Origin of the sequence: Nonomuraea glycinis (assembly GCF_035920485.1) — a bacterium.
In the GTDB taxonomy this organism is placed as follows: Bacteria; Actinomycetota; Actinomycetes; order Streptosporangiales; family Streptosporangiaceae; genus Nonomuraea; species Nonomuraea glycinis.
Map to the genome: position 1 here is coordinate 2,660,673 of NZ_CP109166.1, position 23,610 is coordinate 2,684,282.

The 23,610-nt window shown below is 68.6% G+C and carries 20 protein-coding genes and 2 tRNA genes; 5 read left to right on the forward strand and 17 right to left on the reverse strand.

The genetic code is table 11. From position 1 onward, the window contains the following. Positions 1-21: 21 nt before the first annotated feature. Entirely contained in the window at positions 22-441 is a 420-nt protein-coding gene (locus tag OHA68_RS12235; protein WP_327109496.1) for a tyrosine-type recombinase/integrase, read from the forward strand. A gap of 2 nt (positions 442-443) precedes the next feature. Here OHA68_RS12235 and OHA68_RS12240 read toward each other — a convergent pair. The 10 genes from OHA68_RS12240 to topA all read right to left on the reverse strand — a co-directional run bounded on the left by OHA68_RS12240 (position 444) and on the right by topA (position 12,047). Beyond that, positions 444-520 (reverse strand) — tRNA-Thr (locus tag OHA68_RS12240). A gap of 90 nt (positions 521-610) precedes the next feature. Continuing rightward, the gene (locus OHA68_RS12245; protein WP_327107741.1) at positions 611-1,303 is read right to left on the reverse strand and encodes a maleylpyruvate isomerase family mycothiol-dependent enzyme; all 693 of its coding nucleotides are present in this window, start codon (positions 1,301-1,303) and stop codon (positions 611-613) included. Positions 1,304-1,364: 61 nt separating this feature from the next. Next, the gene (locus tag OHA68_RS12250) at positions 1,365-2,207 is read right to left on the reverse strand and encodes a PSP1 domain-containing protein (protein WP_407674436.1); all 843 of its coding nucleotides are present in this window, start codon (positions 2,205-2,207) and stop codon (positions 1,365-1,367) included. 110 nt (positions 2,208-2,317) lie between these two features. Continuing rightward, positions 2,318-3,373 carry a permease-like cell division protein FtsX gene (locus OHA68_RS12255; RefSeq protein WP_327107742.1) on the reverse strand — a complete coding sequence of 352 codons (1,056 nt, stop codon included), beginning with the start codon at positions 3,371-3,373 and terminating at the stop codon, positions 2,318-2,320. Then, positions 3,370-3,861, reverse strand: coding sequence for a sigma-70 family RNA polymerase sigma factor (locus tag OHA68_RS12260; RefSeq protein ID WP_189137755.1), 492 nt, complete (start codon positions 3,859-3,861; stop codon positions 3,370-3,372). Before OHA68_RS12260 ends, OHA68_RS12255 begins: the two co-directional genes overlap by 4 nt. A 114-nt stretch (positions 3,862-3,975) precedes the next feature. Continuing rightward, a complete protein-coding gene (locus OHA68_RS12265) occupies positions 3,976-5,157 on the reverse strand; it encodes a DNA polymerase III subunit delta' (RefSeq protein WP_327107743.1) in 1,182 nt (393 codons plus the stop codon). A 9-nt stretch (positions 5,158-5,166) separates the two neighbouring features. Further along, entirely contained in the window at positions 5,167-7,203 is a 2,037-nt protein-coding gene (gene tmk / locus OHA68_RS12270) for a dTMP kinase (RefSeq protein WP_327107744.1), read from the reverse strand. Between the two features lie 148 nt (positions 7,204-7,351). Further along, positions 7,352-7,894, reverse strand: coding sequence for a helix-turn-helix domain-containing protein (locus OHA68_RS12275; protein WP_327107745.1), 543 nt, complete (start codon positions 7,892-7,894; stop codon positions 7,352-7,354). Between the two features lie 67 nt (positions 7,895-7,961). Continuing rightward, complete coding sequence (locus OHA68_RS12280; protein WP_327107746.1) at positions 7,962-9,302, reverse strand: metallophosphoesterase; 1,341 nt, start codon at positions 9,300-9,302, stop codon at positions 7,962-7,964. A gap of 54 nt (positions 9,303-9,356) precedes the next feature. Continuing rightward, positions 9,357-12,047, reverse strand: coding sequence for a type I DNA topoisomerase (topA, locus tag OHA68_RS12285; RefSeq protein ID WP_327107747.1), 2,691 nt, complete (start codon positions 12,045-12,047; stop codon positions 9,357-9,359). A gap of 219 nt (positions 12,048-12,266) precedes the next feature. On the opposite strand from topA, the gene OHA68_RS12290 reads away from it, so the two are divergent. Further along, entirely contained in the window at positions 12,267-12,434 is a 168-nt protein-coding gene (locus OHA68_RS12290) for a DUF5703 family protein (RefSeq protein ID WP_263651807.1), read from the forward strand. A gap of 131 nt (positions 12,435-12,565) precedes the next feature. Here OHA68_RS12290 and OHA68_RS12295 read toward each other — a convergent pair whose 3' ends face one another. Then, a complete protein-coding gene (locus OHA68_RS12295) occupies positions 12,566-14,500 on the reverse strand; it encodes a chaplin family protein (protein ID WP_327107748.1) in 1,935 nt (644 codons plus the stop codon). Positions 14,501-14,751: 251 nt separating this feature from the next. Continuing rightward, complete coding sequence (locus tag OHA68_RS12300) at positions 14,752-15,336, reverse strand: hypothetical protein (RefSeq protein ID WP_225277108.1); 585 nt, start codon at positions 15,334-15,336, stop codon at positions 14,752-14,754. A gap of 338 nt (positions 15,337-15,674) precedes the next feature. Between OHA68_RS12300 and OHA68_RS12305 the strand changes: the two genes are divergently transcribed. Both OHA68_RS12305 and OHA68_RS12310 read left to right on the forward strand, forming a co-directional pair. Then, positions 15,675-15,760, forward strand: a tRNA-Leu gene (locus OHA68_RS12305). 541 nt (positions 15,761-16,301) lie between these two features. After that, positions 16,302-16,664, forward strand: coding sequence for a helix-turn-helix domain-containing protein (locus OHA68_RS12310; RefSeq protein ID WP_327107749.1), 363 nt, complete (start codon positions 16,302-16,304; stop codon positions 16,662-16,664). 26 nt (positions 16,665-16,690) lie between these two features. Here OHA68_RS12310 and OHA68_RS12315 read toward each other — a convergent pair whose 3' ends face one another. From OHA68_RS12315 to OHA68_RS12325, 3 genes are all read right to left on the reverse strand, one after another. After that, positions 16,691-17,281 (reverse strand): ClpP family protease, encoded by a 591-nt coding sequence (locus tag OHA68_RS12315; protein WP_091081201.1) that lies wholly within the window; start codon positions 17,279-17,281, stop codon positions 16,691-16,693. Continuing rightward, the gene (locus OHA68_RS12320) at positions 17,278-17,904 is read right to left on the reverse strand and encodes a ClpP family protease (RefSeq protein ID WP_327107750.1); all 627 of its coding nucleotides are present in this window, start codon (positions 17,902-17,904) and stop codon (positions 17,278-17,280) included. Before OHA68_RS12320 ends, OHA68_RS12315 begins: the two co-directional genes overlap by 4 nt. Positions 17,905-18,068: 164 nt before the next feature. Beyond that, positions 18,069-18,539 (reverse strand): MarR family winged helix-turn-helix transcriptional regulator, encoded by a 471-nt coding sequence (locus OHA68_RS12325; RefSeq protein WP_327107751.1) that lies wholly within the window; start codon positions 18,537-18,539, stop codon positions 18,069-18,071. Positions 18,540-18,784: 245 nt separating this feature from the next. Between OHA68_RS12325 and OHA68_RS12330 the strand changes: the two genes are divergently transcribed. Then, complete coding sequence (locus tag OHA68_RS12330) at positions 18,785-20,638, forward strand: extracellular catalytic domain type 1 short-chain-length polyhydroxyalkanoate depolymerase (RefSeq protein ID WP_327107752.1); 1,854 nt, start codon at positions 18,785-18,787, stop codon at positions 20,636-20,638. A 775-nt stretch (positions 20,639-21,413) separates the two neighbouring features. Here the strand turns inward: OHA68_RS12330 and OHA68_RS12335 are convergent. Both OHA68_RS12335 and OHA68_RS12340 read right to left on the reverse strand, forming a co-directional pair. Further along, entirely contained in the window at positions 21,414-22,556 is a 1,143-nt protein-coding gene (locus OHA68_RS12335; protein ID WP_327107753.1) for a hypothetical protein, read from the reverse strand. A 263-nt stretch (positions 22,557-22,819) separates the two neighbouring features. Beyond that, positions 22,820-23,557 carry a TetR/AcrR family transcriptional regulator gene (locus OHA68_RS12340; protein ID WP_327107754.1) on the reverse strand — a complete coding sequence of 246 codons (738 nt, stop codon included), beginning with the start codon at positions 23,555-23,557 and terminating at the stop codon, positions 22,820-22,822. Positions 23,558-23,610 lie beyond the last annotated feature (53 nt).

The following is a 23,610-nucleotide window of genomic DNA, read 5'->3' on the forward strand; positions in this document are numbered from 1 at the left end:
CAAGGGTGGGCGTTCCGGGGCATCTCCACTACTCCGCGACCACCAGAAGCCCAGGAAGCCGAGAAAGCCCGCGTCGGAGACGTATGGAAGGGCACCGATGACACCGTGTTCATGACGGCCTGGAGCGGCTCTATCTACCCCATGACCAGCACCGGCCTACCGCGCAAACTCATCAAGGTCCACAACAAGAGCGCCTTCGAGCCTCTACCAATGATCCGCCTGCACGACTTACGTCACGTCCACGCGACTCTGCTGCTCCTGGCTGGCGTCCCCGTGCACGTCGGAGCGGCTCGCTTCGGCCACGCCGATCCCGCGATCACCCTACGGGTCTACGCCCACGTGATCCGCTCGGCGCCGGCATCTTCGCCCGGATCATCAACGAATCCTGTCAGCAAGAGTGTTAGCAAAAGGCCCTCCCGGATCATCCGGAAGGGCCTTTGACCTGGAGCCGCCTTCGGGATTCGAACCCGAGACCCCTTCATTACGAGTGAAGTGCTCTGGCCGACTGAGCTAAGGCGGCATGCCGTACGGCTTGGAAGAGTCTACAGGAGCCCGAGGGGTCCTTGCTCCCTGGAACAGCCGACGTTTTCTGTCATCCCGAAGGCCCGGCTCAGGGCGTCAGCGGTCCGGCCAGCACCGACCGGCCCGCTGTCTCGTCCCCCCGCCAGATGATCGCGGGGTGACTGTCCGGAAGGCGGTTCCAGAGCAGCAGCAGCAGGTTCTCCGCCGTCGCGGCGATCTCCGCGACCGGCTCGCCCGGCCCGTAGGTCCACGACGCGTCGGTGTCGGTGGCCAGGAGCCGGAGGGCATGCGGAGGCGAGGCGGCCCGCCCGCGCGTTATCTGGCGGGGAGCCATGGTGTCCAGCACCTCGGCGACCCCCTCACCGGCCAGCTCCGGGGCGAGCGGCTGTGCCGTACCGAGCGCGTGCTCGGCGTCCCAGCGGTGCACCAGTGTCTCCAGGCAACGCCGCCGCTGCCAGAAGCCGACCGTATGTGGTGGGTGGAACGTCCAGGCCTCGGTGGCCGGGTCCGTGTCGAGAGTCTCCAGCAAGATTCTGGAGGTCTCCTCGAACCACGGCACCAGTTCGGCGGCGTCCTTCGGCGCCGGTGGGGCTTTGTAGCGGCCATGTCCTTCTGTCACGGCTGCCGCCGCCCACAGGTTCTGGCCGCCCAGGTGGTCGGCCAAGTCATACAAGGTCCAATCGCCGCAGTGCTCGATCGGGGTCGAAAGGTCGGCGTCCAAGCAGGCGCGGAAGACGTCGAGTTCCCGGCGCAGTCCTTGGATGACGTCAGTGGCGCGCATGGTGTGACCTTAGCGCCGCGGCGCCGGGCCAGGACTCGAGAGCCTGGCCCGGACAATCTTCCTACGGCTGCTCCGCCGGCTCGTTGCCGTAGGCGGCGTCGTGGGCCTTGCGGGGACCGCAGACGCTGGCCTTGGCGCAGGAGCAGCGGCGGCCGCCGTCGTTGAGGCGGACGACGACCGAGTCGGAGGGGACGTTGTGCCCCACCACCGTGCCCTGCCCCTGCGGGGTGTCCACGCTGACGCCCACGCGGGGAGCCGTGGCGCGGAACTCCTGATAGAGGGGATGCTCGTACTTCAGGCAGCACATCAGCCGGCCGCACGCGCCCGCGATGCGCAGCGGGTTGACCGGCAGGTCCTGGTCCTTCGCCATCCGGACCGAGACGGGCTCGAAGTCCTTGAGGAACGTGGCGCAGCACAGATCGCGGCCGCACGGGCCGATGCCGCCCTGCAGGCGGGCCTCGTCGCGCGGGCCGATCTGTCTCAGCTCCACCCTGGCCCGCAGGTTACGGGCCAGGTCGCGGACCAGGGCACGGAAGTCGACCCGGTTCGGGGCCGAGAAGTAGACCGTGTAGACGTTGTCCTGGTCGAGATAGTCGACGCCCACCACCTTCATCGGCAGCGTGTGCCGTTTGATCAAGCGTTTGGACACGCTGCGCGCCTCGGCTCTGCGGCGCTTGTTGGTCTCGTCGCGGGACAGGTGCTCCTCGCCCGCGACGCCCGCGCACACCGGCAGCCCGTCGATGTCCTCGCTCGTATATTGCGGCGCCCACACGCACTCTGCCACCTCGGGTCCTGAGTCGGTCGGGACCAGCACCTTGTCGCCCACGCTGGGGCTGTGCCCGCCCGGATCGAGGTAGTAGAGGCGTCCGTAGCGGGTGAAGCTCACGGCCATGATCATGCCCATGGACTCGCGCTCGCCTCCTGACGGCCTCGGGGGTTCTTACGGCCTTCGTTGCCACATTACGTGTGCCAGGACGCTGAGGGTGAGGGGGTGGGGGCCGGATATCGGCAGGATCATGTGCCGCCCGGGCACACCTTGCTGTCAGGCAGAATCAGCCCATACCGTGCGGGCAGCAGACTCTTGTCGGCCGCACAAGCCCCGTTGGTGACCGTCGCGACGCCCGGCTGCCGCTTTAGCTTGCTGACCGTCTCGCTCCAGTTAGCCTTTGGCTTCATCGTCAACACGAAGAATTCGGGCATGTCCGTCACTTTGGTCGCCTTAACGAGCGCCTCGTTGTCGGCGAACCTCTTCTGGAAGTCTTCATACGCCGTCGCCCGGTCCCTGAATGTGAACGACTCGATGTCGGGCAGCGAATCGATCAGCTTTCGAAGAGCGTTCTTCTCCGCGTTCGTCGCCGCTTCTCCTTCCTTCGTGATCCTCTTGAGTTTGCCTTCCCTATCAAGAACCCGCACGCCGCCACATGAGCTCTGGCTCGCCCCCTTGGCACAGAGGAAGGCTCTGATCTCGGATCTGACGCCCTCCATGTCCGCGACCATGGCAGAAGACAAGTCCCCCACATTCTGGATCCCCGCCACCCCGTGCAGCGCCCGTGACACCTGATTCCGGTCGGCCCCCTCCCTGATCGTCAACCTGAACGATGCCGGCAGGTCAACGGCTCCGACACCATCCAACAGCGCCTTGTTGTGGACGAAATCCCGCCGGAAGTTCTCGTAAGCGCTGGCCTGGTCGATGAAGGTCACCGATTCGACCTCCGGCAACTGCCGCACCAAGGCGCCGACCGCTTTCGTCTCTTCGGCGGTGACGTCACGACCCTGGCACGCCTCCTCCTTCGGCAACGTCTTCGAGCACAGGAAGACGATCATCTCCCCCTTGTCTATCCGTTGGTCCGGACTCACCGCCACGGCACGGTCCACATCACCCCGACCGCCCAGTCCCACCGCGCCCGCCACCCCCACGAGCACGACGACGGCCGCCACGGCCACCAGCCGGAGATCCACCCGGAACCGTGACCGCCGGGCCCCGTGCAGCGGCTGGAGGGTGCTGGTGTCGACCGTCGCCCCCGCCTCAGCGAGAGCCTCCCGCAGCCGGTCCTCCATCGGACTGTTCATGAATCCTCCCCAAGTGCCCGGCGGAGGGCGGTCAGCCCTCGCGCGATCGTGGACCTGACCGTGCTCGCACTGATCCGCATGGTCTCGGCGATCTCCTGGTCTGCGAGACCGAGGTAGTAGCGCAGCGTCAGCGCCTCACGCTGCCTGCGCGGCAACTCCCGCAGCGCCAGAAGCAGCTCGCGGCGCTCCTCCGTCACCATCGCGGCGCTCTCCGCCGACCAGACGGGCGGTTCGTACGGCACCGCCCGCCGGAACACCGTGGCCCGCCGACGCAGCACCGACCGGCACCCGTTGAGCACGGCGGAGCGCACGTAAACCAGTGCTCTGCCAGGATCCCGCAGCCGGCCCCGCCCCGCGTGCGTGCGGGCGAACGCCTCCTGCACGACGTCCTCGGCCGTCGCCTGATCGCCCACCATGATCAATGCGAGTCGCACGAGCCCGACATGATGCTCGGCGAAGATCACCGAAACGTCCACCTGCTCGCGCATCAGAGCCTTCCCTCGGGAAAGCAGTTCGACTTCCACATCACAGAGACGCCTCAGGGCCCCATCTGCTGCTTCAGTCACCGCGCTGTCTTCGGCGCGGCCCGTTCTGGCGGACTTCTAGGAAGTCTTCATCCGAAGCGACAGCATCATGGACTCGACCGCGATCTGCGGGTTCACGTTGAGGTCGAGGCGCTCCCGGCACCGCATGATCGCGTCGATGCGCCGCAGCGTCTCCTCCGGGGTGGACACCTTGGCCAGCTGGTCGAGCTCGTAGCGGATGTCGTCGTTGGCCAGCTCCACCCCCGCGCCGAACTGCATCGCCAGCACGTCACGGTAGAACGAGATCAGCTCCAGCAGCGCCGCGTCCAGCGAGTCGCGCTTGATCCTGGTGGCCCGGGACTTCTGCCGGTCCTCCAGCTCCTTCAGCGCCCCGGCGCCGCCGCGTACCAACCCGCGATTGAGCCCCTTGCCCGTGGAGCCCTCGCCGTACAGCCTGCGCAGGTCGGTCGTCTCCGTCGCGTTGAGCGCGCCCGTGGAGGCAGCGGCCTCCTCCTCGGCCGTTTTGACCAGCCGCTCGGCGGCGCTGACGCATTCGCCGACGCCGGTCAGCGAGCGTGGGATGGACAGCACGGCCTCGCGCCGATGCCGTGTCGCCTCGTCCAACGCCAGGGCTCTGGCCCGGCTGATGTGCCCCTGGGCCGCGCGGGCGGCGAAGCGGGCCGTCTCCCACGGCACGCTCTCGCGGGTGGCGAGGAGGTGCGCGACCGCCTCGGTGCCGGGCGTGACCAGGGTGACCTGCCGGCAGCGCGACCTGATGGTGATCATCAGGTCGTCGGGGGCGGGGGAGCAGAGCAGCCACACCGTGCGCGGCGGGGGCTCTTCGATGGCCTTGAGCAGGGCGTTCGCGGCGGACTCGGTGGCCCGGTCGGCGGCCTCGAACAGGATGACGCGCCAGCGCCCCTGGGTGGGCGCGCCCGCCGCTCTGAGGATGAGCTCGCGGGTCTGCTTGACGCTGTAGGACAGACCCGCTGGGCGTACGGTCTCCAGGTCGGGGTGGGAGCCGATCAGCACCTGGTGGCACTGGTCGCAGTGGCCGCAACCGGCGTCAGGGCAGAGCAGGGCCGCCGCGAAGGCCCGCGCGGCCTCCTCGCGGCCCGAGCCGGGCGGCCCGGTGAACAGCCAGGCGTGCGTCATCCCGGCACCGCGCCCGCCCCGCACCGTCTCGCCCGCGGCAGCCGCCGCTCGCGACAGTACGGTCGTCGCCTGGTCCTGGCCTACTAGGTCATCGAAGACACCCACGGCATCAGGCTAGTCGCGGATGGCGGGCATCGTGCCCGTAGCGTCCTCGGACTCCTCCGGCACCGGGTCCGGCAGGATCTCGCGGATCCGGTCCTGGATCTCGCGGGTGATCTCCCCGGTCGGCAGCGTGCCGTCCACCACCAGGTAACGCTCGGGGGCGGCGGCGGCCAGCGCGCGGAACTCCTTGCGCACCCGCTCGTGGAACTCCAGCGGCTCGGCCTCGATCCGGTCCACCGCTCCACCCAGCCTGCTCAGCCCCAGCTCGGGCGGCGTGTCGATCAGCACGGTCAGGTGCGGCACCAGCCCGCCCGTCGCCCAGGCGTTGACCTTGGACACGTCCTCGGGGTCGAGCGACCGCCCTGCCCCCTGGTAGGCCAGCGACGAGTCGACGTAGCGGTCGCAGACGACCAGGGCGCCTCGGTAGAGGGCGGGGCGGATGACCTTCTCCACATGCTCCGCACGGTCGGCGGCGTAGAGCAACGCCTCGGCCCTGGCCGACAACCCGCGCTCGGCCGCGTCGAGCAGGACGGCGCGCAGCCGCATGCCGATCTTGGTGGCGCCGGGCTCGCGGGTCTGCACGACGTCGAAGCCCTGGTCGCGCAGCCAGATGGCGATCAGCCTGGACTGGGTCGTCTTCCCGGATCCCTCACCGCCTTCGAACGCCACGAACAGGCCGGGCAGCTGCTCGGCCGCGCCGGTCTCGAAGCGCTTGCCGCGCAGGGCCGCGATGATGTCCTCGGAGAGCGAGACGCCCTTCCGGTCGTCCATATGGCGCAGGCCGAGGATGCCGACGACGGTGGCGAGCACGCCGCCGGCCAGCAACACCAGGTTGGTGCCGTTGAACTGGTAGGTCAGGTCGCCGAGTTGGAGCAGGTGCTCGCCGAACAGGGCGGCGAGCGGGTTGGCCGCGGCCACGACCAGCAGCAGCGTCACCCGGGCGGTGGACTGCAGGAAGGAGAACGTGCGCCCGCGCATCGAGTCCTCGACCTCGAGCCCGATGAGGGTGTAGCCGATGATCCAGGCGATGCCGGCGCACGCCCCGAGCACCACGGTCAGCATGACCACGATCACGAGGTTGTGGACCAGCGCGATGGCCGCCAGCACGAGCCCCGCCAGGATGATCGCCAGGCCGAACAGCCGCCGCCGCGACAGCTCGCGCAGCAGCCGGAGCCCGAAGAACATGCCCAGCGCCATACCGACGAAGACCGCGCCGAACACGATGCCGTAGGCGGCGTCACCACCGCCGAGCGCCACCACGTAGATCTTGGCGACGCCGACCACCGCTCCGCCCGCGGCGAACGCGCCGAGCATCCCGATGATGAGGCCGCGCACCAGCCGGTTGCTGCCGACGAACCGCCAGCCCTCGACGATCTGCTTGAACACGGACGGCGTGGAGATCGCCCCGTCCCGCTTGGGGATGTCGCGCAGCGTGAAGATGAGGAAGGCCGAGACGAGATAGGCGCAGGCGTTGACGATGAGCGCCAGCGCGGTCGGGTCCATCCAGGCCAGGAAGGGCACCACGTTGCGGGTGACGTCGCCGACCAGCGACAGGGCCGCGAACAGCACCGCGGCGATCGGTGCGGTGCCGTACGTGACCATCAGGTTGAGCTGGTTGGCCGACTCGAGCTGCTCCTTGGGCACCAGGTTGGGGACGGTGGCGTCCTTGGCCGGCACCCAGAAGAGGTTGACGCATTCGACGAGCAGCGTCGCGATGATGACCCATTGGTAGCTGTTGACCAGCGGGATCGACAGCACCACGGCGAAACGAGCCAGGTCGGCACTGAACATCGTCAGCCGCCGGTCGAACCGGTCGGCGAACGCGCCCGCGAGCGGCCCCAGCAGGACGGCGGGCAGCATCTTGGCGATGAACACACCGCCGATGGCCAGTGACTGGATGCGGTAGTCACCCTCGGTGAGGTTTCCGGCCAGTGCGGTCAGGGCCAGGATGTTGAGCCAGTCACCCAGGCTGCACACGGACATGGCCGTCCAGAGCCGGCGGAACGGTGCGATAGCCAGCACGTGGGTTTGTCGGCCAAGGGCGGTCATGATGTCAGCGTATCCAGGTGTTCGCTGGGAGTGGGATGGCGAGCGACGAGTCGGATATACCCGGCGGCTCGTCGCTGAGGGTAGTACGTACATGGCCCCGCGCGCAGGTAGCACAGCGTGAATGGGCCCCCGGAACGACCATCGTCCGTCAGCCCCCTCTGCGCGCTTGCTCGATCATGGGCGCCCAGGCCGTCCGGACGGCGGCGGGCAGATCGAGCTCCTCCCAGAGCTCCACGAGCAGCACCCCGTCCACATGGTCGAGCAACTCCCTCGGCCCGCCCTCACACAGCAGGGCGGAGTAGGCCTCGCGGCGCTGCCCGCGATCGGCCAGATCGTAGATCCGCCCGCCCAGCCGCAGCTTGCCCAGCGCCTCCGTCACCGTCAGGCGCGGCAGATGGCCGGGCACGGAGAACGGCCGGCCGTCGTCGGCGACCCGGGAGGAGAACCCCGCCCTGGGCTCCAGCACCAGCCGGAAGCCGGCCGCGTCCAGAATGCGCCCGGCGGTCTCCAGCGTGGGCGACTTACGGCCGTGCTCATAGGCCGACAGCGTGGTGCGCGAGGTGCCGCTCACCCCCGCGAGCTCCTTCTGCCGCATCCGCGCCGCATGCCGGGCCTGCTTGAGCAGCATCCCGCCCTGCTCCGCCCAGAACCTGACGTCGGGCACCCCACTGGCCGGGGAAGAGTCCATCATCACCTCCGTGTATCCCTTGAGATACTACGGCATTGGAGACGCTCCGTGCACGGCGGAGTGCGGAAAGTCAGCGGAGTTCGAGCATAGTGATCTCCGGCGGCGCTCCCACCCGGATCGGCGGCCCCCAGAACCCGGCCCCCCGCGTGACGTACACCTGCACCCCGTCGACCGTGCCCAGCCCGGACACCACCGGCTGCTGCAACGGGATCACCAGATTGAACGGCACCATCTGACCACCGTGCGTGTGCCCGGAGAGCTGCAGGTCCACGCCGTGACGAGCGGCCTGCACCGCCTGCACGGGCTGGTGCGCGAGCAGGACCGTCGTCCGGCGCTCGGCCCGCCCGCCCAGCGCGGCGGCGAAGTCGGGCCCGTCGCCCGTGGCGGCGCCGTTGAGATCGTTGACCCCGGCCAGGTCGAGCACGGCCCCCTGGTGCCGGATCTCCACCCGCTCGTTGCGCAGCGACCGCACCCCGAGCTCGCCCAGCTCCTCGATCCACTCCCCGGGACCGTTGACCGTGTAGTACTCGTGGTTGCCCGTCACGAAGTAGGAGCCGTAGCGCGACTCCAGCCCCCGCAACGGCCTGGCCAGCGCGCCTAGCCTCTCGACCGAGCCGTCGACCAGGTCCCCGACGATCGCCACCACGTCCGCCTCGAGCCCGTTGATCATCCGGACGATCCGCTCGGTGTGCGCCCTGCCCGTGAGCGGCCCCAGGTGGATGTCGCTGACGACGGCGAACCGCAACCCGCCGAGCCTGGAGTCCATCCCTGGCAGCGTGACCTTGACCGGCTCGATCACCGGGTCACCCAGCGCCACCGTGACGCCGTAACCGACCGTGCCGAGCGCGCTCGCCCCCGCGACGGCGGCCGTGACACGACCGAGAAACAGCCGCCTGCTCATGTCGCCGCCCGGCGAAGGCGCGCCGACAGGCGAAGGCGCGTCGACAGGCGGAGACGCACCGCCCGGCGAAGAGGCGTCGACCGGCACGTCCGGCGTCCGTGCCGGCACGGACGCGGCCGACCCGTTGACCTCCGGCACGGACGCGACCACAACCGAAACCGGCTCGCTCACCTCCGGCGCGCTCGCGACCACAACCGAGGCCGGCTCCTTCACCTCGGCCCGCCGCCGCACAAGCACCCCGGCCACCGCCCGCGGCACCTCCAGCACCAGGAGGAACACGAGCAGGTAGAACATGATCGCCACCCACGCGTAGCCAGGCCATGACAGCCAGGACAGCGACTCCAGGCGCATGCCCCCGAAGGTGCCCAGCACCAGCAGGAACAGCCCGGCCACCGTCAACGTCAGCCCGGTGCGCACCCTCCCCGGCCGCGTGGTGGCGCGGACCAGCCGGTGCCACAGATAGAGGTGGATCGCAACGACCACACTCACGACCACGAGGAGGAAGGCCACGCCATCATGCTATGAGCAGCCCTAAGGGCCGCGCTCGCCGTCCTGAGAGCCCTCTCAGGACTTGGCGGCAGGCTTCTTCCTGGCAGCGGGCGCCTTCTTCGCCGGAGCCTTCCTGGTGGTGGCCTTCTTGGGCGCCGGTGCCCGCTCACGCCGCTCGGCCAGCAACTCCGCCGCCCGCTCGATGGTGATCTCCTCCACCGTGTCGCCCTTGCGCAGCGAGGCGTTGGTCTCACCATCGGTGACGTACGGCCCGAACCGCCCCTCCTTGACCACGACGGGCTTCTTGGAGTTGGGGTCGTCGCCCAGCTCACGCAGCGGCGGCGCGGCCGCGGCCCGGCCCCTGCCCCGCTGCTTCGGCTGCGCGAACAGCTCCTTGGCCTGCTCGATCGTGACCGTGAACAGGTCCTCCTCGGAAGCCAGCGAGCGCGAGTCGGTGCCCTTCTTCAGGTACGGGCCGAACTTGCCGTTGTGCGCCACCACCGGCTCGCCCTCCAGCTCCCCGACAGGGCGCGGGATGGACAGCAGCCGCAGCGCGTCCTCAAGCGTGATGGTCTCCAGCGACATCGTCTTGAACAGCGAACTCGTCCGCGGCTTGACGGCTTCGGCCTTCTTCGTCCGCTTCTTCGGCGCCCCCTCGGCGGGCAGCGCCTCCTCCGGCAGGATCTCCGTCACGTACGGCCCGAACCGCCCGTCCTTGGCGACGATCATGTGCCCGGTCTCCGGGTCGTGCCCCAGCTCACGATCGCCCGTCTGCCGCGAGAACAGCTCCTCGGCCTTCTCGGCGGTCAGTTCGTCGGGCGTGGTGTCCTCGGGCACGTTCACCCGGGTGCCGTCCCGGTCCAGGTAGGGGCCGTAGCGGCCGACCCGGATGACGATGTCGCTCCCCCTGATCGCGAAGGAGCTGATCTCCTTGGCGTCGATGTCACCGAGGTCGCTGACCATCTCCTTGAGGCCCTCGTCACCGTCCGCGCCGTAGTAGAAGCGCTGCAACTCCGGCACCCGCTCGGCCCGGTCGTTGGCGATGTCGTCGAGCACCTTCTCCATCTCGGCGGTGAAGTCGTAGTCGACCAGGTTGCCGAAATGCTGCTCCAGCAGATTGACCACGGCGAAGGCGAGGAACGACGGCACCAGCGCCGTCCCCTTCTTGAACACGTAGCCGCGGTCCAGGATCGTGCCGATGATCGACGCGTACGTCGACGGGCGGCCGATCTCGCGATCCTCCAGTTCCTTGACCAGCGACGCCTCGGTGTAGCGAGCCGGCGGCTTGGTCGAGTGGCCGGCCGCGTCCAGCCGCGACACGGTCAGCGGGTCGCCCTCGGCCAGGTTGGGCAGCCGCTTCTCGGAGTCGTCGCGGTCGGTCGACGGATCGTCAGCCCCCTCGACGTACGCCTTCAGGAAGCCGTGGAAGGTGATCGTCCGGCCCGAGGCGCTGAACTCCACGTCCTCGCCGGCCGACGACCTGCCGCCCACCTTGACCGTGACGGACTCGCCCACGGCATCCTTCATCTGGGACGACACGGTGCGCTGCCAGATCAGCTCGTACAGCCGGAACCGGTCACCGCTCAGCCGCGTCTCGCCCGGCGTGCGGAACTCCTCCCCGGACGGCCTGATCGCCTCGTGCGCCTCCTGCGCACTCTTCACCTTGCTGGTGTAAACGCGCGGCTTATCCGGTACGTACGCCGCGCCGTACAGCTTGAGTGCCTGAGAGCGCGCGGCCGCGATGGCGGTCTCCGACAGCGTGATGCTGTCGGTGCGCATGTAGGTGATGAAGCCTTCCTCATAGAGGCGCTGCGCCACCTGCATCGTGTATTTGGCGGAGAACCCCAGCTTGCGGCTGGCCTCCTGCTGCAACGTCGTGGTCCGGAACGGCGCGTACGGCTTGCGGGTGTACGGCTTGCGTTCGACGGACTTGACGGCGAACGACGAGTCCTGGAGCCGGCCGGCCAGCTCGCCCGCGGCGGCCTCCGACAGGTGGAGCACGTCGGCGTTCTTCAGCTGCCCGGTGCTGGCGAAGTCGCGGCCCTGCGCGACGCGGCGGCCGTCGACCCCGGTGAGGTTCGCGGTGAAGTCCCGCGGGCGCTCCTCGGTCCTGCCGGTGTCGAACAGCGCCTGCAGGTCCCAGTAGTGGGCGGAGGTGAACGCCATCCGCTCCCGCTCGCGCTCCACCACCAGCCTGGTCGCCACCGACTGGACGCGACCGGCCGACAGGCGCGGCTTGACCTTCTTCCACAGGACCGGGCTGACTTCGTAGCCGTAGAGCCGGTCCAGGATGCGCCGGGTCTCCTGGGCGTCGACCAGGCGCAGGTTGAGCGTGCGGGGGTTGGCGACCGCGTCACGGATGGCCTGCTGGGTGATCTCGTGGAAGACCATGCGGTGCACCGGCACCTTGGGCTTGAGCACCTCACGCAGATGCCAGGCGATGGCCTCGCCCTCGCGGTCCTCGTCAGTGGCGAGATAGACCTCGTCGGCGTCCTTGAGCAGCTGCTTCAGCTTGGCGACCTGCGACCTCTTGTCGGGGTTGACCACGTACAGCGGCTCGAATTCATGCTCGACGTTCACGCCCAGTCGCGCCCACGGCTCCCCCTTGTATCGCTCGGGGATGTCGTCGGCTTTCTCCGGAAGGTCCCGGATATGGCCGATGCTGGACTCGACGATGTAGCCGGCGCCGAGGTACCCCTCGATCGTCTTCGCCTTGGCCGGCGACTCGACGATCACCAGGCGTGTTCCGCCGGCGCTGCCGTTCATGGCTGGCACGCTGCTTCCTACCTCGCTGTTCGCTAGCAAAATCCCCCTGCCGGGAGCCGGCACAGACCTGAAAGGTAACCCGACTCGCGAAAAATTCCTTCCCCCGGGGCTACCCACTGACTTCCAGGTCCACCCACCAGCACGCAGAATAAGCCCATCGAGCTGCATGGCGCCCTGACTCAACTCTGGAGACTAATCGTTGTGCCCGACTACTCCTACATGGATATCTTCATCCCGCGCGACCTATCACGCGAAGCAGCACGTCAGCTGCTGACCGAACACGCGGAGTACGGCCAGTGGGAGCTCTCGCGGGTCCGCCTGTATCCCGACGGGAGCCGTCGCGTACGACTCCGCCGACGGATCATGCGGGTCCGCAGCACCCTTTGACATCCGGACACGGCTTTGCCCGCACCGGTTGGCATCCGGACATGGCTTTGCCCGCTCCGGGCCGCGCCCCCGGAACGGGCAAAGCGTCTATCGCTCACTGCCCGCTGGCGGCGGGCAGTGGCCGTGTGCGGCTACTTCCGGCCGAGGCGGAAGCGGCGGGTGGTGGCGAACAGCGTCGCGGAGGCGGCCAGCATGCCGCCCAGGACGAGCGCGAACAGCGCGCCGACGTTCATCCCGGTGACGCCCATGGGCTGAGCGGCGCTCATCAGGCCCAGGCCGCTGGTGGGCAGGCCGCCCGTCGCGGAGCTCACCGCACCGCCGACCGGGGTGGAGCCGACCAGCGAGGTGGCCGGAGCGAGCGCGGATGCCGGGCCGGAGGCACCGCCGGCCGGCTTGGCGGAGGACGGGCTGAAGGCGGCGGCGCCGGACGGCTTCTTGGCCCTCGGCGGGGTCTTCGCCTCGCCGGGCAGGCCGGGCAGCCCGGGCAGCTTCGGCAGACCGGCCTGGCCGGCCACGTCGCCGACGACCGGCAGCGACGGCAGACCGGAGCCGCTCATCTGCTGAGCCATGCTGCCGGCCTCCTGCACGCCGCTCATCGCCGGAAGCGCGGGCAGTGCGGGCAGCGTGCCGCTCGTCCCGGCGTGTGAGGTCTTGCTCACGCGCCACACGTAGGGGTACTGGCCGCCGTCGTGCGGGGGCCGGCCGACGTGCGCTCCACCGAGGCAGCCGGCGGCGGCGTCACCCAGGACGGCCACTGCGTTGCCGCAGACGTTGATCGGAGCGGTGATCGGCGCGATCACCTGGTTGCCGCCGAGCACCGAGTTCCTGCCGGAGGTCCGGTTGCCGCCCGCGCCCACGCCGTGCTGGGGAGAGACGGCGGCGCCGCCCTTGCAGTGGGCCTGGGCGAGGCCGAGCGCCGCGACGGCGTTGCCGCAGGCGTTGATCGGCGCGGTGATCGGGGCCACCACCTGGTTGCCGGCCAGCACACCCGAACGACCCGAGGTGGTGTTGCCACCGGCCCCCTTGCCGCCGTTCTTCACCGAGGCGCCGCCCTTGCACCCGGCGAACGCCTCGCCGAAGACCGCGACGGCGTTGCCACAGACGTTGACCGGAGCGGTGATCGGAGCCACCACCTGGTTGCCGGCCAGCACACCCGAACGGCCCGAGGTCCTGTTGCCGCCCGCGCCGGAGCCGTGCTTGGAGTTGTGCACCGAGGCGCCGCCCGCGCACCCGGCCTGCGCGTTGCCCACCGCGTTGCCGCAGGCGGTGATGGGCAGGCTGATCGGGGCGATGACCTGGTTGCCACTGCCCGCGCCGAAACGGCCGTCAGTGTCGTTACCGGTCGAGCCCTGGTGGTGCCGCGCGCTCTTGTAGCCGTGGTGGCCGTGCCCGCCGGTGGTGACGCTCGAACCGCCCTTGCACCCGGAGAACGCCTGCCCGAAGGCCGCCACCGAGTTGCCGCAGATGTTGATCGGCGCACTGATCGGCGCGATCACCTGGTTGCCGCCGAGCACCGAGCTCCTGCCGGAGGTACGGTTGCCGCCCGCGCCAGGCCCGGTGTCACGGACCGAGGCGCCGCCCTTGCAGCCCGCCGTCGCATCGCCGAAGATCGCCACCGCGTTGCCGCAGGCGTTGATCGGCGCGTTGATCGGCGCGGTGATCTGGTTGCCACCGAGCACGCTGTGATCACCAGAGGTACGGTTGCCGCCCGAGCCGCCCTTGCCGGACTTGCGCACGGTGGCGCCGCCCGTGCACCCGGCGTCGGAGCTGCCGACCAGCGAGACCGCATTGCCGCAGGCGTTGATCGGGGCGCTGATCGGCGCGTTGATCTGGTTGCCGCCGAGCACGCTGTGGTTGCCGGAGGTCTGGTTGGGGGTGCCGCCGCCCTGGCTGGTGTCGACCACCGACGCACCACCACGGGAGGAGGCGCTGGACTCGCCGACCGCGGCGACGGAGTTGCCGCTGATGTCGATCGGCAGGGAGATGGGGAGGTTGACTTGGTTGCCGCCGCCGATGGAACCGTCACCGGAGGTGTCGGCGAGCGCGGTGCCGCCGCCGAAAGACATGACTGCAACCGCGAGCAGAGCCGCAGGGGCCGAAGCCTTCGCCCACGTACGCATGATGAATGCTCCTACTGATTGGGGGGAAATACCTGACAGTTCGCGGGCAGCCGAGGTCGTACGAGGTCGTTGACGCACCGCGCACAGCGGAGACCTCGGGATTGGCGAACCAGTGATTGACGTGTCACCCACTGGCGGAGGGGCAGTCGAGCCACGCTCCGCCGCCGGCAGTCGAAAGCCGGGACCTGTGGTGGGGATCAGTCAGGGGAGAAAGAGGGGTCGTCCGCCGCTGTGCGGACGACAGGGGGTAGCTCGAACGCCCTGGGGGCGTGCCGAACCTCGAGCCGCGGGTCGAAATCAGACCGCGCGACATCGCCCATGTGCGGCCCGAAGGGCCCATTGCCACCGCCAGTGGGCACCAGACCATCGGTGTCCAGAATGTTGTCGGCGGTGGAAGGCGGTGGAAGGCCGGGGTCTGACTGGCTCGTGAGCCCGTCGACCGTCAGCCCCGCCATCGCCCCGGCATCATCGGACGCCGAGGCCATTCCGCTCACCGGCGAAATGCCGGCGGCGAGTTGGGGGGTGCCTGCTCCTGTCGCCGCGGTGGTGTCCGCAGCCGCCGGAGCGGCGAAGAGCATCCCGAGCGCAACGGCGAGCAACCAACCAGCGGCCAGCAGAATGCCGGCCGCTGCCGCTCGCACGATGACCCGACGGGCGCCGGCCGCGAACCGCGCCATCCGGTCAGCCCGGCAGGTGATCGAACCGTCCGCCGAGATCGTCGCGGGCACGCGCCGAGCAGCGAGGGACATGTCCCTCACCTGCTGCACCGACGTGCGTGCCACGTGACCTCCTGAGCTCCTGGACCGACCTCACATCGTGAGGCCGGTCCGTGGACTCACCCCTCAACGGAAAGTAACCGTAGCAGCACACATGGTTGCCGCAAAGCGATTTCGCCGGAGATCCAGCGACGGGTCAAGTCCCCCCATCGCAAACCATCCCTTATCGCCCCGACCTGCCCGTCCGCCCCATGACATGCCCGCGACGGGGACAGTTTTCACGGTCGAATCGCCTCCCGGCCGGCTCCGGAGCGCCCCGCCAGATTCTCGGTATGACGCACCCCCCAGAGTTTGCTAACCTTACGGAGCCGACGCGAGATGACGGTCTCACGTGCAGGCACCACGTCCGGGTGGCGGAATAGGCAGACGCGCTAGCTTGAGGTGCTAGTGCCCTTTACGGGGCATGGGGGTTCAAGTCCCCCCTCGGACACCGGTCACATAAAAGCGCCAGGTCTCGGACCTGGCGCTTTTGCTTTGTCTTGGCGCTGAGGGTTCAAGTCGGGGAACCTATAGCCCCTGGCCAGGCGTATGGGGGTTCATCTCCCCCTCCGACATACACGGTAAGCCCATGGCCCTCAGTACGCCGTCGGTGAAGAGCCGGCGGCGGGCTGAGCACCTCGGGTCCTGATGCGCCGAGGTGCTGGGCCTGGGGGTCGGTACGGCGAGTGCGGGAGGGGCGGTCGGCGCCGGCGACGGACATGGCGTTCAGGATGCCCGCGCCTCACACGAGTGGCCGGCCTGGCGTTGGAAGGACCGCAACCCGGCTTCCGGACCCCGCCTCACCTTGCAGAGCGCGGTATGCGGCCCTGGTCACGTGGCCGGGTGACCCGTGTCACCGAGTGGTCGCCGCCGCAGCGCCCCACTCGTGAGCGGGCGGAGGCGCCCTGAGGGCGGGCGGAGGGGCCAGTGACTGGTTCTGCTCTACGCGAAGCCGACAGGACTCGAACGTGAGGTCTCCCTATGGTGTAGGCATGGCCTCCTCCATCCCGCCGCTGCGTCCGGCGATCGATCGGACCGCCCCCGAGTTCTCTCCGGTTCGCGAGCGGCTGTGGAGGCAGGTGCTCGGTGAGTGTCTGCGAGGCATTCGTCACGAGCGAGGCGAGAAGTTGAGCGAGACGGCGAGTCGCGCCGGAGTCTCACCGCAATATCTCTCCGAGATAGAACGAGGGCTCAAAGAGCCGTCGAGCGAGATGATCGCTGCGGTCGCCGGAGCGCTGGATGTGACCCTGGTCGATCTGACCCTTGCCGTGGCCGAGAGCCTGCGCCCCGCTCAGCACAGCGTGTCGAGAGGCGCTACCTGCTCGGCGACGACGGCGTACGCACTGGCCGCATAGCGCGGCTTGCCGGGGTGTCCACGGGGTTAGGAGTGCTCCTCGATGATCTGGTCGAGGAGCCCGTACTCCAAGGCCGCGGTCGCGGTGAACACGCGATCGTGATCGGTGTCGGCGCGTAGGGTCTCGATCGTCTGGCCGGTGTGGCGTGACAGGATGCGCTCAATGTCCGCCCGGACACGTACGACCTCGTCAGCCTGCAAGATGAGGTCGGGGATCGTTCCGCGCCCTTGAGCAGCCGGTTGGTGCAAGATCACCCGTGCGTGTGGGAGAGCGGCACGTTTTCCCTCGGCGCCTGCGGCGAGAAGGACAGCACCCACGGCAACGGCCTGTCCGACGCAGGTGGTCGAGACCCGCGGGCGGATATGACGCATCGTGTCGTAGATCGCGAGCATCGCGCTCGGGTCGCCGCCTTCGCAGTTGATATAGAACTGGATCTCGGCATCGGGGTTGTCCGACTCCAGAAAGATCAGCTGCGCGATGAGCGCGTTCGCGACGCCCGCGTCAATGGCGGTGCCCAGATAAACGATTCGCTCGGTGAGCAGGTGCGAGTAGACATCCATGATCCGCTCGCCGCGAGGATTCTGGGCGATTACGTTCGGGATCGTATATGAGGTCACTTGCCGACTCCTTCGGTGATGCCGAATCCGGGTCGCGGGCGATGGTGGGGCGCGATTTCGCCGAAGTTCTGCACGATCGCATCGATGAAGCCGTAGTCGAGTGCTTCTTGCGCTGTGTACCAACGATCGTGCAGGGAATCCTCGAATATGCGCCCGACGGGTTGTCCCGTGTCCTCGGCGATGAGGCCGAGCACCGTGTCGCGCGTATGCCGAAGGTCGTTGGCCTGCAGTTCGATGTCAACCGCGGTGCCGCCGATTCCCGCCGAGCCCTGGTGCATCAGGACGCGTGAGTGCGGCAGGGCGCGGCGCTTCCCCCGGGCTCCCGAGGACAGCAGGAATTGCCCGGCGCTGTAGGCGATGCCCAACACGAGGGTCGATACGTCGCAGGGAATGAGTCGAATGACGTCGCGAATCGCCAGCATCGAGGGAACCGAGCCGCCCGGGGAGTGGATCCACAATGCGATGTCGGTCGACGCGTCCTGCGTGGCGAGTGTCATCAATTGCGTGGCCAGCAGCATCCCGTTGTCATCGTCGAGAGGGCCGTCGAGAACGAGAACACGCTGCTCATAAAGCTCGCGTCTTACCTGCGCGTTCAACAGCGGAAGTTTTGATTCTTCGCTCATGCGTCCATCATGTGCAGCGATTCGGACCAGGGGTGACACGATCTGCCTGGGGCAGATCTGCTGTGAGCTGATCGGTCTCCTGAGCTGGGACGACTCGGCGGGCAACGGGTTGGGGAAGGTGGCGACGGTCAGCCATCCTGCTTGCCTCATCCGAAGGACCGGGGTCAGGGGCGTGTGTCCGGGTGGAGGGCTCGGGCGCACAGCGTGAGCGCTTCCGTGAGTGTCGTGCGGTCCGGGTCGTCGATCTCGGCGAGCATGACGGCTTCGATGCTGTCGAGGGAGCGGTCGCATCGCCGGAGGGTGCTCAAACCTTTCGTGGTAAGGCGGGTGCGCAGAGCGCGGCCGCCGCAGGGATGCGGATCGCGGCGGATCAGGCCGCGTTGTTCGAGATCGCGGATGACCAGGTTCATCGCCTGCGGAGTGACGAAGGCGATGCGGGCCAGATCGGCCGAGGATGGGGCGTCGCGCAGGCGCAGCTCGCTGAGCGCCATGTATCCGGTGGTCGTCATGCCGTGCCGGGCGAGCGCTTCATCCAGGCAGGCGCGGATGCGGCGTTCCAGCCGGAACACCAGGTAGCTCACACGGGGCGGCGGTGCGTCCGGCGCAGCGGCCGCGGGGACACCCGGATCGGTCACCAGGAGACGATATCGTGCCCCGTCAGGACGGGCTCCAATGTAAGTTTCTCACACCGTTATCAAGGACCTTGATAACAAGTTACTTGATAACCAGGGGAAACGGCTTATTGCCAGGTGAACTGGCGGGCATGCGCACCAAGCGTGCATTGACGGTGGATCGTGGGCCTTCTATTTTCCAGCGACCGACGTCAATACGCGGCGGACCTATCCGTGGCGCGCCGCGGATATGGAGAGGAGGAGCGCGAATGAGACGATTGACCACGGTGCTGGCCAGTGCCTGCGCCGCGGCGCTCTTTGCCGTCATGACCGTTGTACTCGGATCGCCGGCCGTCGCCGCCACCCTGGTGGAGGTGACCAGCTTCGGCAACAACCCGGGCAACATGCGGATGCACGTCTATGTGCCGGACTCGCGCCCGGCCTCGCCGGCGATCGTGGTTGCGATGCATGGCTGCGGCGGCTCCGGTCCCGGCTTCTACCAGGGCAGTGAGTTCGCCTCGCTGGCGGATCGATATGGCTTCATCGTCATCTACCCGACCGCCACCCAGTCGGCAGGGTTCGGCAACTGCTTCGACACCTGGTCGGACGCGGCCAAGCAGCGCGGCGGCGGCAGCGATCCGGTCTCGATCACCTCGATGATCGACTACGTCGAGCGGAACCATCAGGGAGATCCGAACCGGGTCTACGCCACTGGAAGCTCGTCCGGCGGCATGATGACCCAGCACATGCTCGCCGTCTACCCGGACATGTTCAAGGCAGGGGCCTCCTTCATGGGTGTGCCCTTCAACTGCTTCGCCGGCGCCTCCGACTACCCGCCCGGAAGCAGCAGGTGCACCGGCGGGAGCATGGACCGAACACCCCAGCAGTGGGGCGATGCGGTCCGCCAGGCGTACCCCGGATATTCCGGCTCCCGCCCGCGCATGCAGCTGTGGCACGGCACCAACGACACCCTCGTGCCCTACTCGCTGCTGCGAGAGTCGATCGAGCAGTGGACCAATGTGTTCGGGCTGAGCCAGACCCCGACCAGCACCGACACCCCGCAGGCCAGCTGGAACCGCAGCCGGTACGCCAATCCGTCCGGCACCGTGCAGGTGGAGGCGTACAGCATCCAGGGCGCCGGGCATGCTCTTCCGCAGAGCGGTATGGCCCTCTACGCCATCGAGTTCTTCGGTTTGACCACCAGTCCGACCGACACCACGCCACCGACCACGCCAGGCACGCCGGTCGCGTCCAACGTGACCGCCGCCAGTGCCACGCTGACCTGGACCGCGTCCACCGACCAGGGCGGCTCCGGCTTGGCCGGCTACAACGTCTACCGGGAGCAGGGCGCCACCGACCCACAGCTCGGCCAGTCCGCCACCACCTCGATCACCCTGACCGGGCTGAGTGCCAACACCCAATACCAGGTGTACGTACGGGCGCGTGACGGCGCGGGTAACCTGTCGGGCAACTCCGCGCCGGCCACCTTCACCACGGCCGCCACCGGAGGCGACACCATGCCGCCGACCGCCCCGGCCGGGCTCACCGCCTCGGGCACCACCACAACCGGCACCAGCCTGACCTGGACGGCCTCCACTGACGACACCGGTGTGACCGGCTATGAGATCCTGCGCGCTCCCGGCGCGATGGGCGGCACGTTCACCCAGGTCGACACCTCGGCCACGACCTCGTTCACCGACACGGGCCTGTCCCCGGACACCACCTACCGCTACCAGGTCCGGGCGCGCGATGCCGCTGGTAACGTCTCGCCGGTCTCCAACACCGTCCAGATCACCACTCAGGGAGGTACGACCGGTGCCTGCTCGGCCACCCCGACCGTGCAGTCCCAGTGGGGGAGCGGGTATGTGATCCAGCCGCTGACCATCACCAACACCAGCACCTCGACGATCACCAGCTGGACCGTCACCTTTACCCTGCCGGCCGGGCACACCCTGACCGGCTCGTGGAACGCCACCATCACCATCAGCGGCCAGACCGTCACGGTCAGAAGCGTCAGCCACAACGGCACGCTCGCGCCGGGAGCCGGCACCACCAGCTTCGGCTTCCAAGCGAGCAGGCCCAACGGCGACACCGCCCTGCCGTCCGGCTACACCTGCGCCTGACCGTCAGCCTCACGCGGTATGGAGAACGTCATCAACGGTAACCGGCTGGGTGAGCTTGCCGAGAGACCGGACGTCCTCATCCGCTGGGACTCGGCCAGGCCGCAGGAGCACCCGCCGGTCTCCGGCAGGTCGAGCCACGCATCCCAGGCGAGTTCCCGGTAGCCGGCCAACGGCGGCGATAACGGAGCGGGCCTGCTCGTAGCCGGGGCCAGCAGGAAGGTGAACCTGCTGGCCGTCGCTCTTGCCCCCGTGCGGCGCGTCCGCTCTCCCTCTGCGTAGGCGCGACTCGCGTCGCCCGGCCGGAACGCCTGGTGTGAACCCGTCGCCTTCGGCACTCGCAGGCGGCCGTCCCGTGGGCCCCGGCCGTGACATTCGTTGTGCATGCCCCGGTTGTTCAACTGGGCGGTGACAGGTCACATTACGTAAATCCGGCATGTCAGGCCAGGAACATCAGCAGGCCATGTGCATCCGGTGGCGCTCAGTCCTCGGACACACACCGATCGCACATGTGGAGGTTCCGGAGTAATCCGGGCCTCCACATACTGCTTTCCTGGGCAGTACGTGAGCTTCAACTCGAGCTGGGTGGAGAGATCGGCCTTGTCGTCGGATCCGCTCACCTACCAGCCGCACCAGATCGCCGACCTCCTCGATCATCGATCCGATCTCCACGACGCTGATGCGCTGCGCGGCCGGGGCTGCCTTGAGTTCGCCTTCCAGGCGGGCACGTTCGCTCTTCGTCTCGTTCGGGTCGCCACCACTGACGCCCTCGGCACGGTCAGCCCCGCATCCCTTCGACCATGAGCACCCGGGCCGCCTCCATCTCGGTCGCCGCACGGACTTCGACGAGCTCGTTCTCGTGCCGCAGGATGGTGACGATCCCGGTCAGCAACGTGAGTCGGCGGATGCGGTCGCGGGCGATGACCTGCCGGTCGACCGAGAACACCTCGGCGTGGTCGTTCTCGTCCTCGCCATATGTCCAGGCGCGGCCGCTGACCCCGGGAGCGGGCCCGAGCAGGACAGTGCGGACGCTGGCGGGATCCAGCCGGCAGGTGGGTGCGTCGTGCGGGTTCAGCTCCTTGCCGATGCGCATGCTCACCCGCAACTGCACGGCGTACCGATCGAGCTCCGACTGCGGCCAGGATTTGATCTTGCTGGGCAGGTTGCCGAGCATGTCGATACGCAGGTCGCCCAGTGTCTCCTCGATGCGTCGCCAAGCGTCAGCCGTCTCCTGAGGGATGAACGGGTAGCTGGTGAACTCGTCATGCGAAACGCGCTCCGGTGGAGCGGAAGGGGCAAGCCGGAGCGGTGGCTCGGACCCGGCTGAGGGAAGCAGTGCGGGCCACAGGTCCGGCCTGACCATCATGGTGTCAGGGGCCGGCGGGAGAACGTCACGCATCCTCTCGGGATCCCACCCGGTCCTCTCCGTTTCCGCGCGCAGAACCGGGCCGGCGGTATCGGCAAGCGGCCAGAACCTCAGCAGCCACGCCTCTTCGACGGCCTCGCTCACGTTCTCGTCGTAGTCGGCCGGCTGGGTGCGTACGGGGCCGATGTAGGCACGCACACCGTAGGCGAAGAACGGCGGCCCCAGCAGCAGGGCCTGCCCCGAAGGGCTGTACGAGAGGCTGCACAGCAGCACCGTGCCGCCCGGGCTGAGGTAGATGACCTGCCCGGCCTCTGCCCAGGGCTCGCCGGGCGCGGGAGGCTCGGCGTCCCATGCCTCCATCCGGACACGCGCCGTACGCGCCCACGCTTGGCTCTTGATCCTTAGCTGCCCGAGGGCGATCGCGCCCGGCCCGGCCAGCAACGAGCCGGCCTCTTCCTCCTCGGCCTCCCTGCCGAGCCCGGATCCGTCGCGAAGGTCGAAGAGGCCGTACGAGATCGGCACCTCGTCCTCGACACCTCGAAGCAGTCCGGCCATGGCCCCTCCAACGTGATCATGTGCTGGTGGATCGAGACCCTAGCGGGCCCGGGCGACAATCCAGACGGAGATCATCGTCCGGTGGCAACGCCGATCGCGCTGCTCCCGGTGCCGGACTCCAGCCGTCTGCTGAGATCGTCACAGCCTCTGCCTGTACGCGCTCCTTCAGCCGCATCAGATCCCCGGCTCTGCAGGTGGTCTAACACAGCGTGGTGCGGCAGCGGCGGTATTCGGTCTGTGAGGAAGGGTGGGTGGGGTTGCGGTCAGGGGGACAGGTGGGTGGCGATGCCGTCGAGGATGTAGTCGAGGCCTGCGTCGAAGGTGGTGTCGGCGTCGGGGTGGGTGGCGTCCTGGAAGATTTTGACCAGTGTCGGATAGCGGCCGGTGGCCAGCATGCGGCTCATGTACGGGCCGTACGCCGTCTGCCACTGTTGTTTGTCCGAGCCGGTGGCGCGTTCGGCGCGCTGTTCGCTGGTTTGGCTTCGAACGGCGCCGATGACGTAGGCGTTCACCGCGCTGACGGCCTGCATCACGGCGTCGATGCCGGCGAAGCCGGGGGCCCTGTCGAGGGCGGCGAACGAAGCCTCCATGTATGCCAGCGCGTTGGGGCCGATGTGCGGCCGGCCGCCGAGTAGGTCGGCGAACCACTCGTGGCGGCGGGCGGCCTGTGCGGTGCGGTGCGCGAGGGAGCGCAGGGTCGCTCGCCAGTCATCGCCTACCGGTGCTGATGAGGTGATTTCGCCGTACACCATGTCGACCATCAGGTCCAGTAGCTCGTCCTTGGTGGACAGGTAGCCGTACAGCCGCATGGGGCCGGCGTCGAGCGCGGTGGCGACTTTGCGCAAGGAAACCGCGCCGAGGCCGTCGGCGTCGGCGAGTTCGATGGCGGCGCGGACGATCCGGTCTCTGTCCAGCGGGCTCGGCGCCGGTCGGTGTGGGGGCTCCGGCCGCTCCCAGACAAGCGTCGGCTCGTCGTCGGTGGTATCCCGTCCTGCCGTCATCGCCCTCGTCTTCCGTCCATCTGTACGTCAGGCCAACGATACACCACTACTAT

Excerpts from the sequence above, each read along its gene's own strand:
- OHA68_RS12245 (WP_327107741.1), bottom strand. The coding sequence starts at position 1,303 with ATGCGCGCCACTGACGTCATCCAAGGACTGCGCCGGGAACTCGACGTC.
- OHA68_RS12250 (WP_407674436.1), bottom strand. The coding sequence starts at position 2,207 with ATGGGCATGATCATGGCCGTGAGCTTCACCCGCTACGGACGCCTCTAC.
- OHA68_RS12255 (WP_327107742.1), bottom strand. The coding sequence starts at position 3,373 with ATGAACAGTCCGATGGAGGACCGGCTGCGGGAGGCTCTCGCTGAGGCG.
- OHA68_RS12260 (WP_189137755.1), bottom strand. The coding sequence starts at position 3,861 with ATGCGCGAGCAGGTGGACGTTTCGGTGATCTTCGCCGAGCATCATGTC.
- tmk (WP_327107744.1), bottom strand. The coding sequence starts at position 7,203 with ATGACCGCCCTTGGCCGACAAACCCACGTGCTGGCTATCGCACCGTTC.
- OHA68_RS12275 (WP_327107745.1), bottom strand. The coding sequence starts at position 7,894 with ATGATGGACTCTTCCCCGGCCAGTGGGGTGCCCGACGTCAGGTTCTGG.
- topA (WP_327107747.1), bottom strand. The coding sequence starts at position 12,047 with ATGAACGGCAGCGCCGGCGGAACACGCCTGGTGATCGTCGAGTCGCCG.
- OHA68_RS12290 (WP_263651807.1), top strand. The coding sequence starts at position 12,267 with ATGGATATCTTCATCCCGCGCGACCTATCACGCGAAGCAGCACGTCAG.
- OHA68_RS12295 (WP_327107748.1), bottom strand. The coding sequence starts at position 14,500 with ATGTCTTTCGGCGGCGGCACCGCGCTCGCCGACACCTCCGGTGACGGT.
- OHA68_RS12310 (WP_327107749.1), top strand. The coding sequence starts at position 16,302 with ATGGCCTCCTCCATCCCGCCGCTGCGTCCGGCGATCGATCGGACCGCC.
- OHA68_RS12320 (WP_327107750.1), bottom strand. The coding sequence starts at position 17,904 with ATGAGCGAAGAATCAAAACTTCCGCTGTTGAACGCGCAGGTAAGACGC.
- OHA68_RS12330 (WP_327107752.1), top strand. The coding sequence starts at position 18,785 with ATGAGACGATTGACCACGGTGCTGGCCAGTGCCTGCGCCGCGGCGCTC.
- OHA68_RS12335 (WP_327107753.1), bottom strand. The coding sequence starts at position 22,556 with ATGGCCGGACTGCTTCGAGGTGTCGAGGACGAGGTGCCGATCTCGTAC.
- OHA68_RS12340 (WP_327107754.1), bottom strand. The coding sequence starts at position 23,557 with ATGACGGCAGGACGGGATACCACCGACGACGAGCCGACGCTTGTCTGG.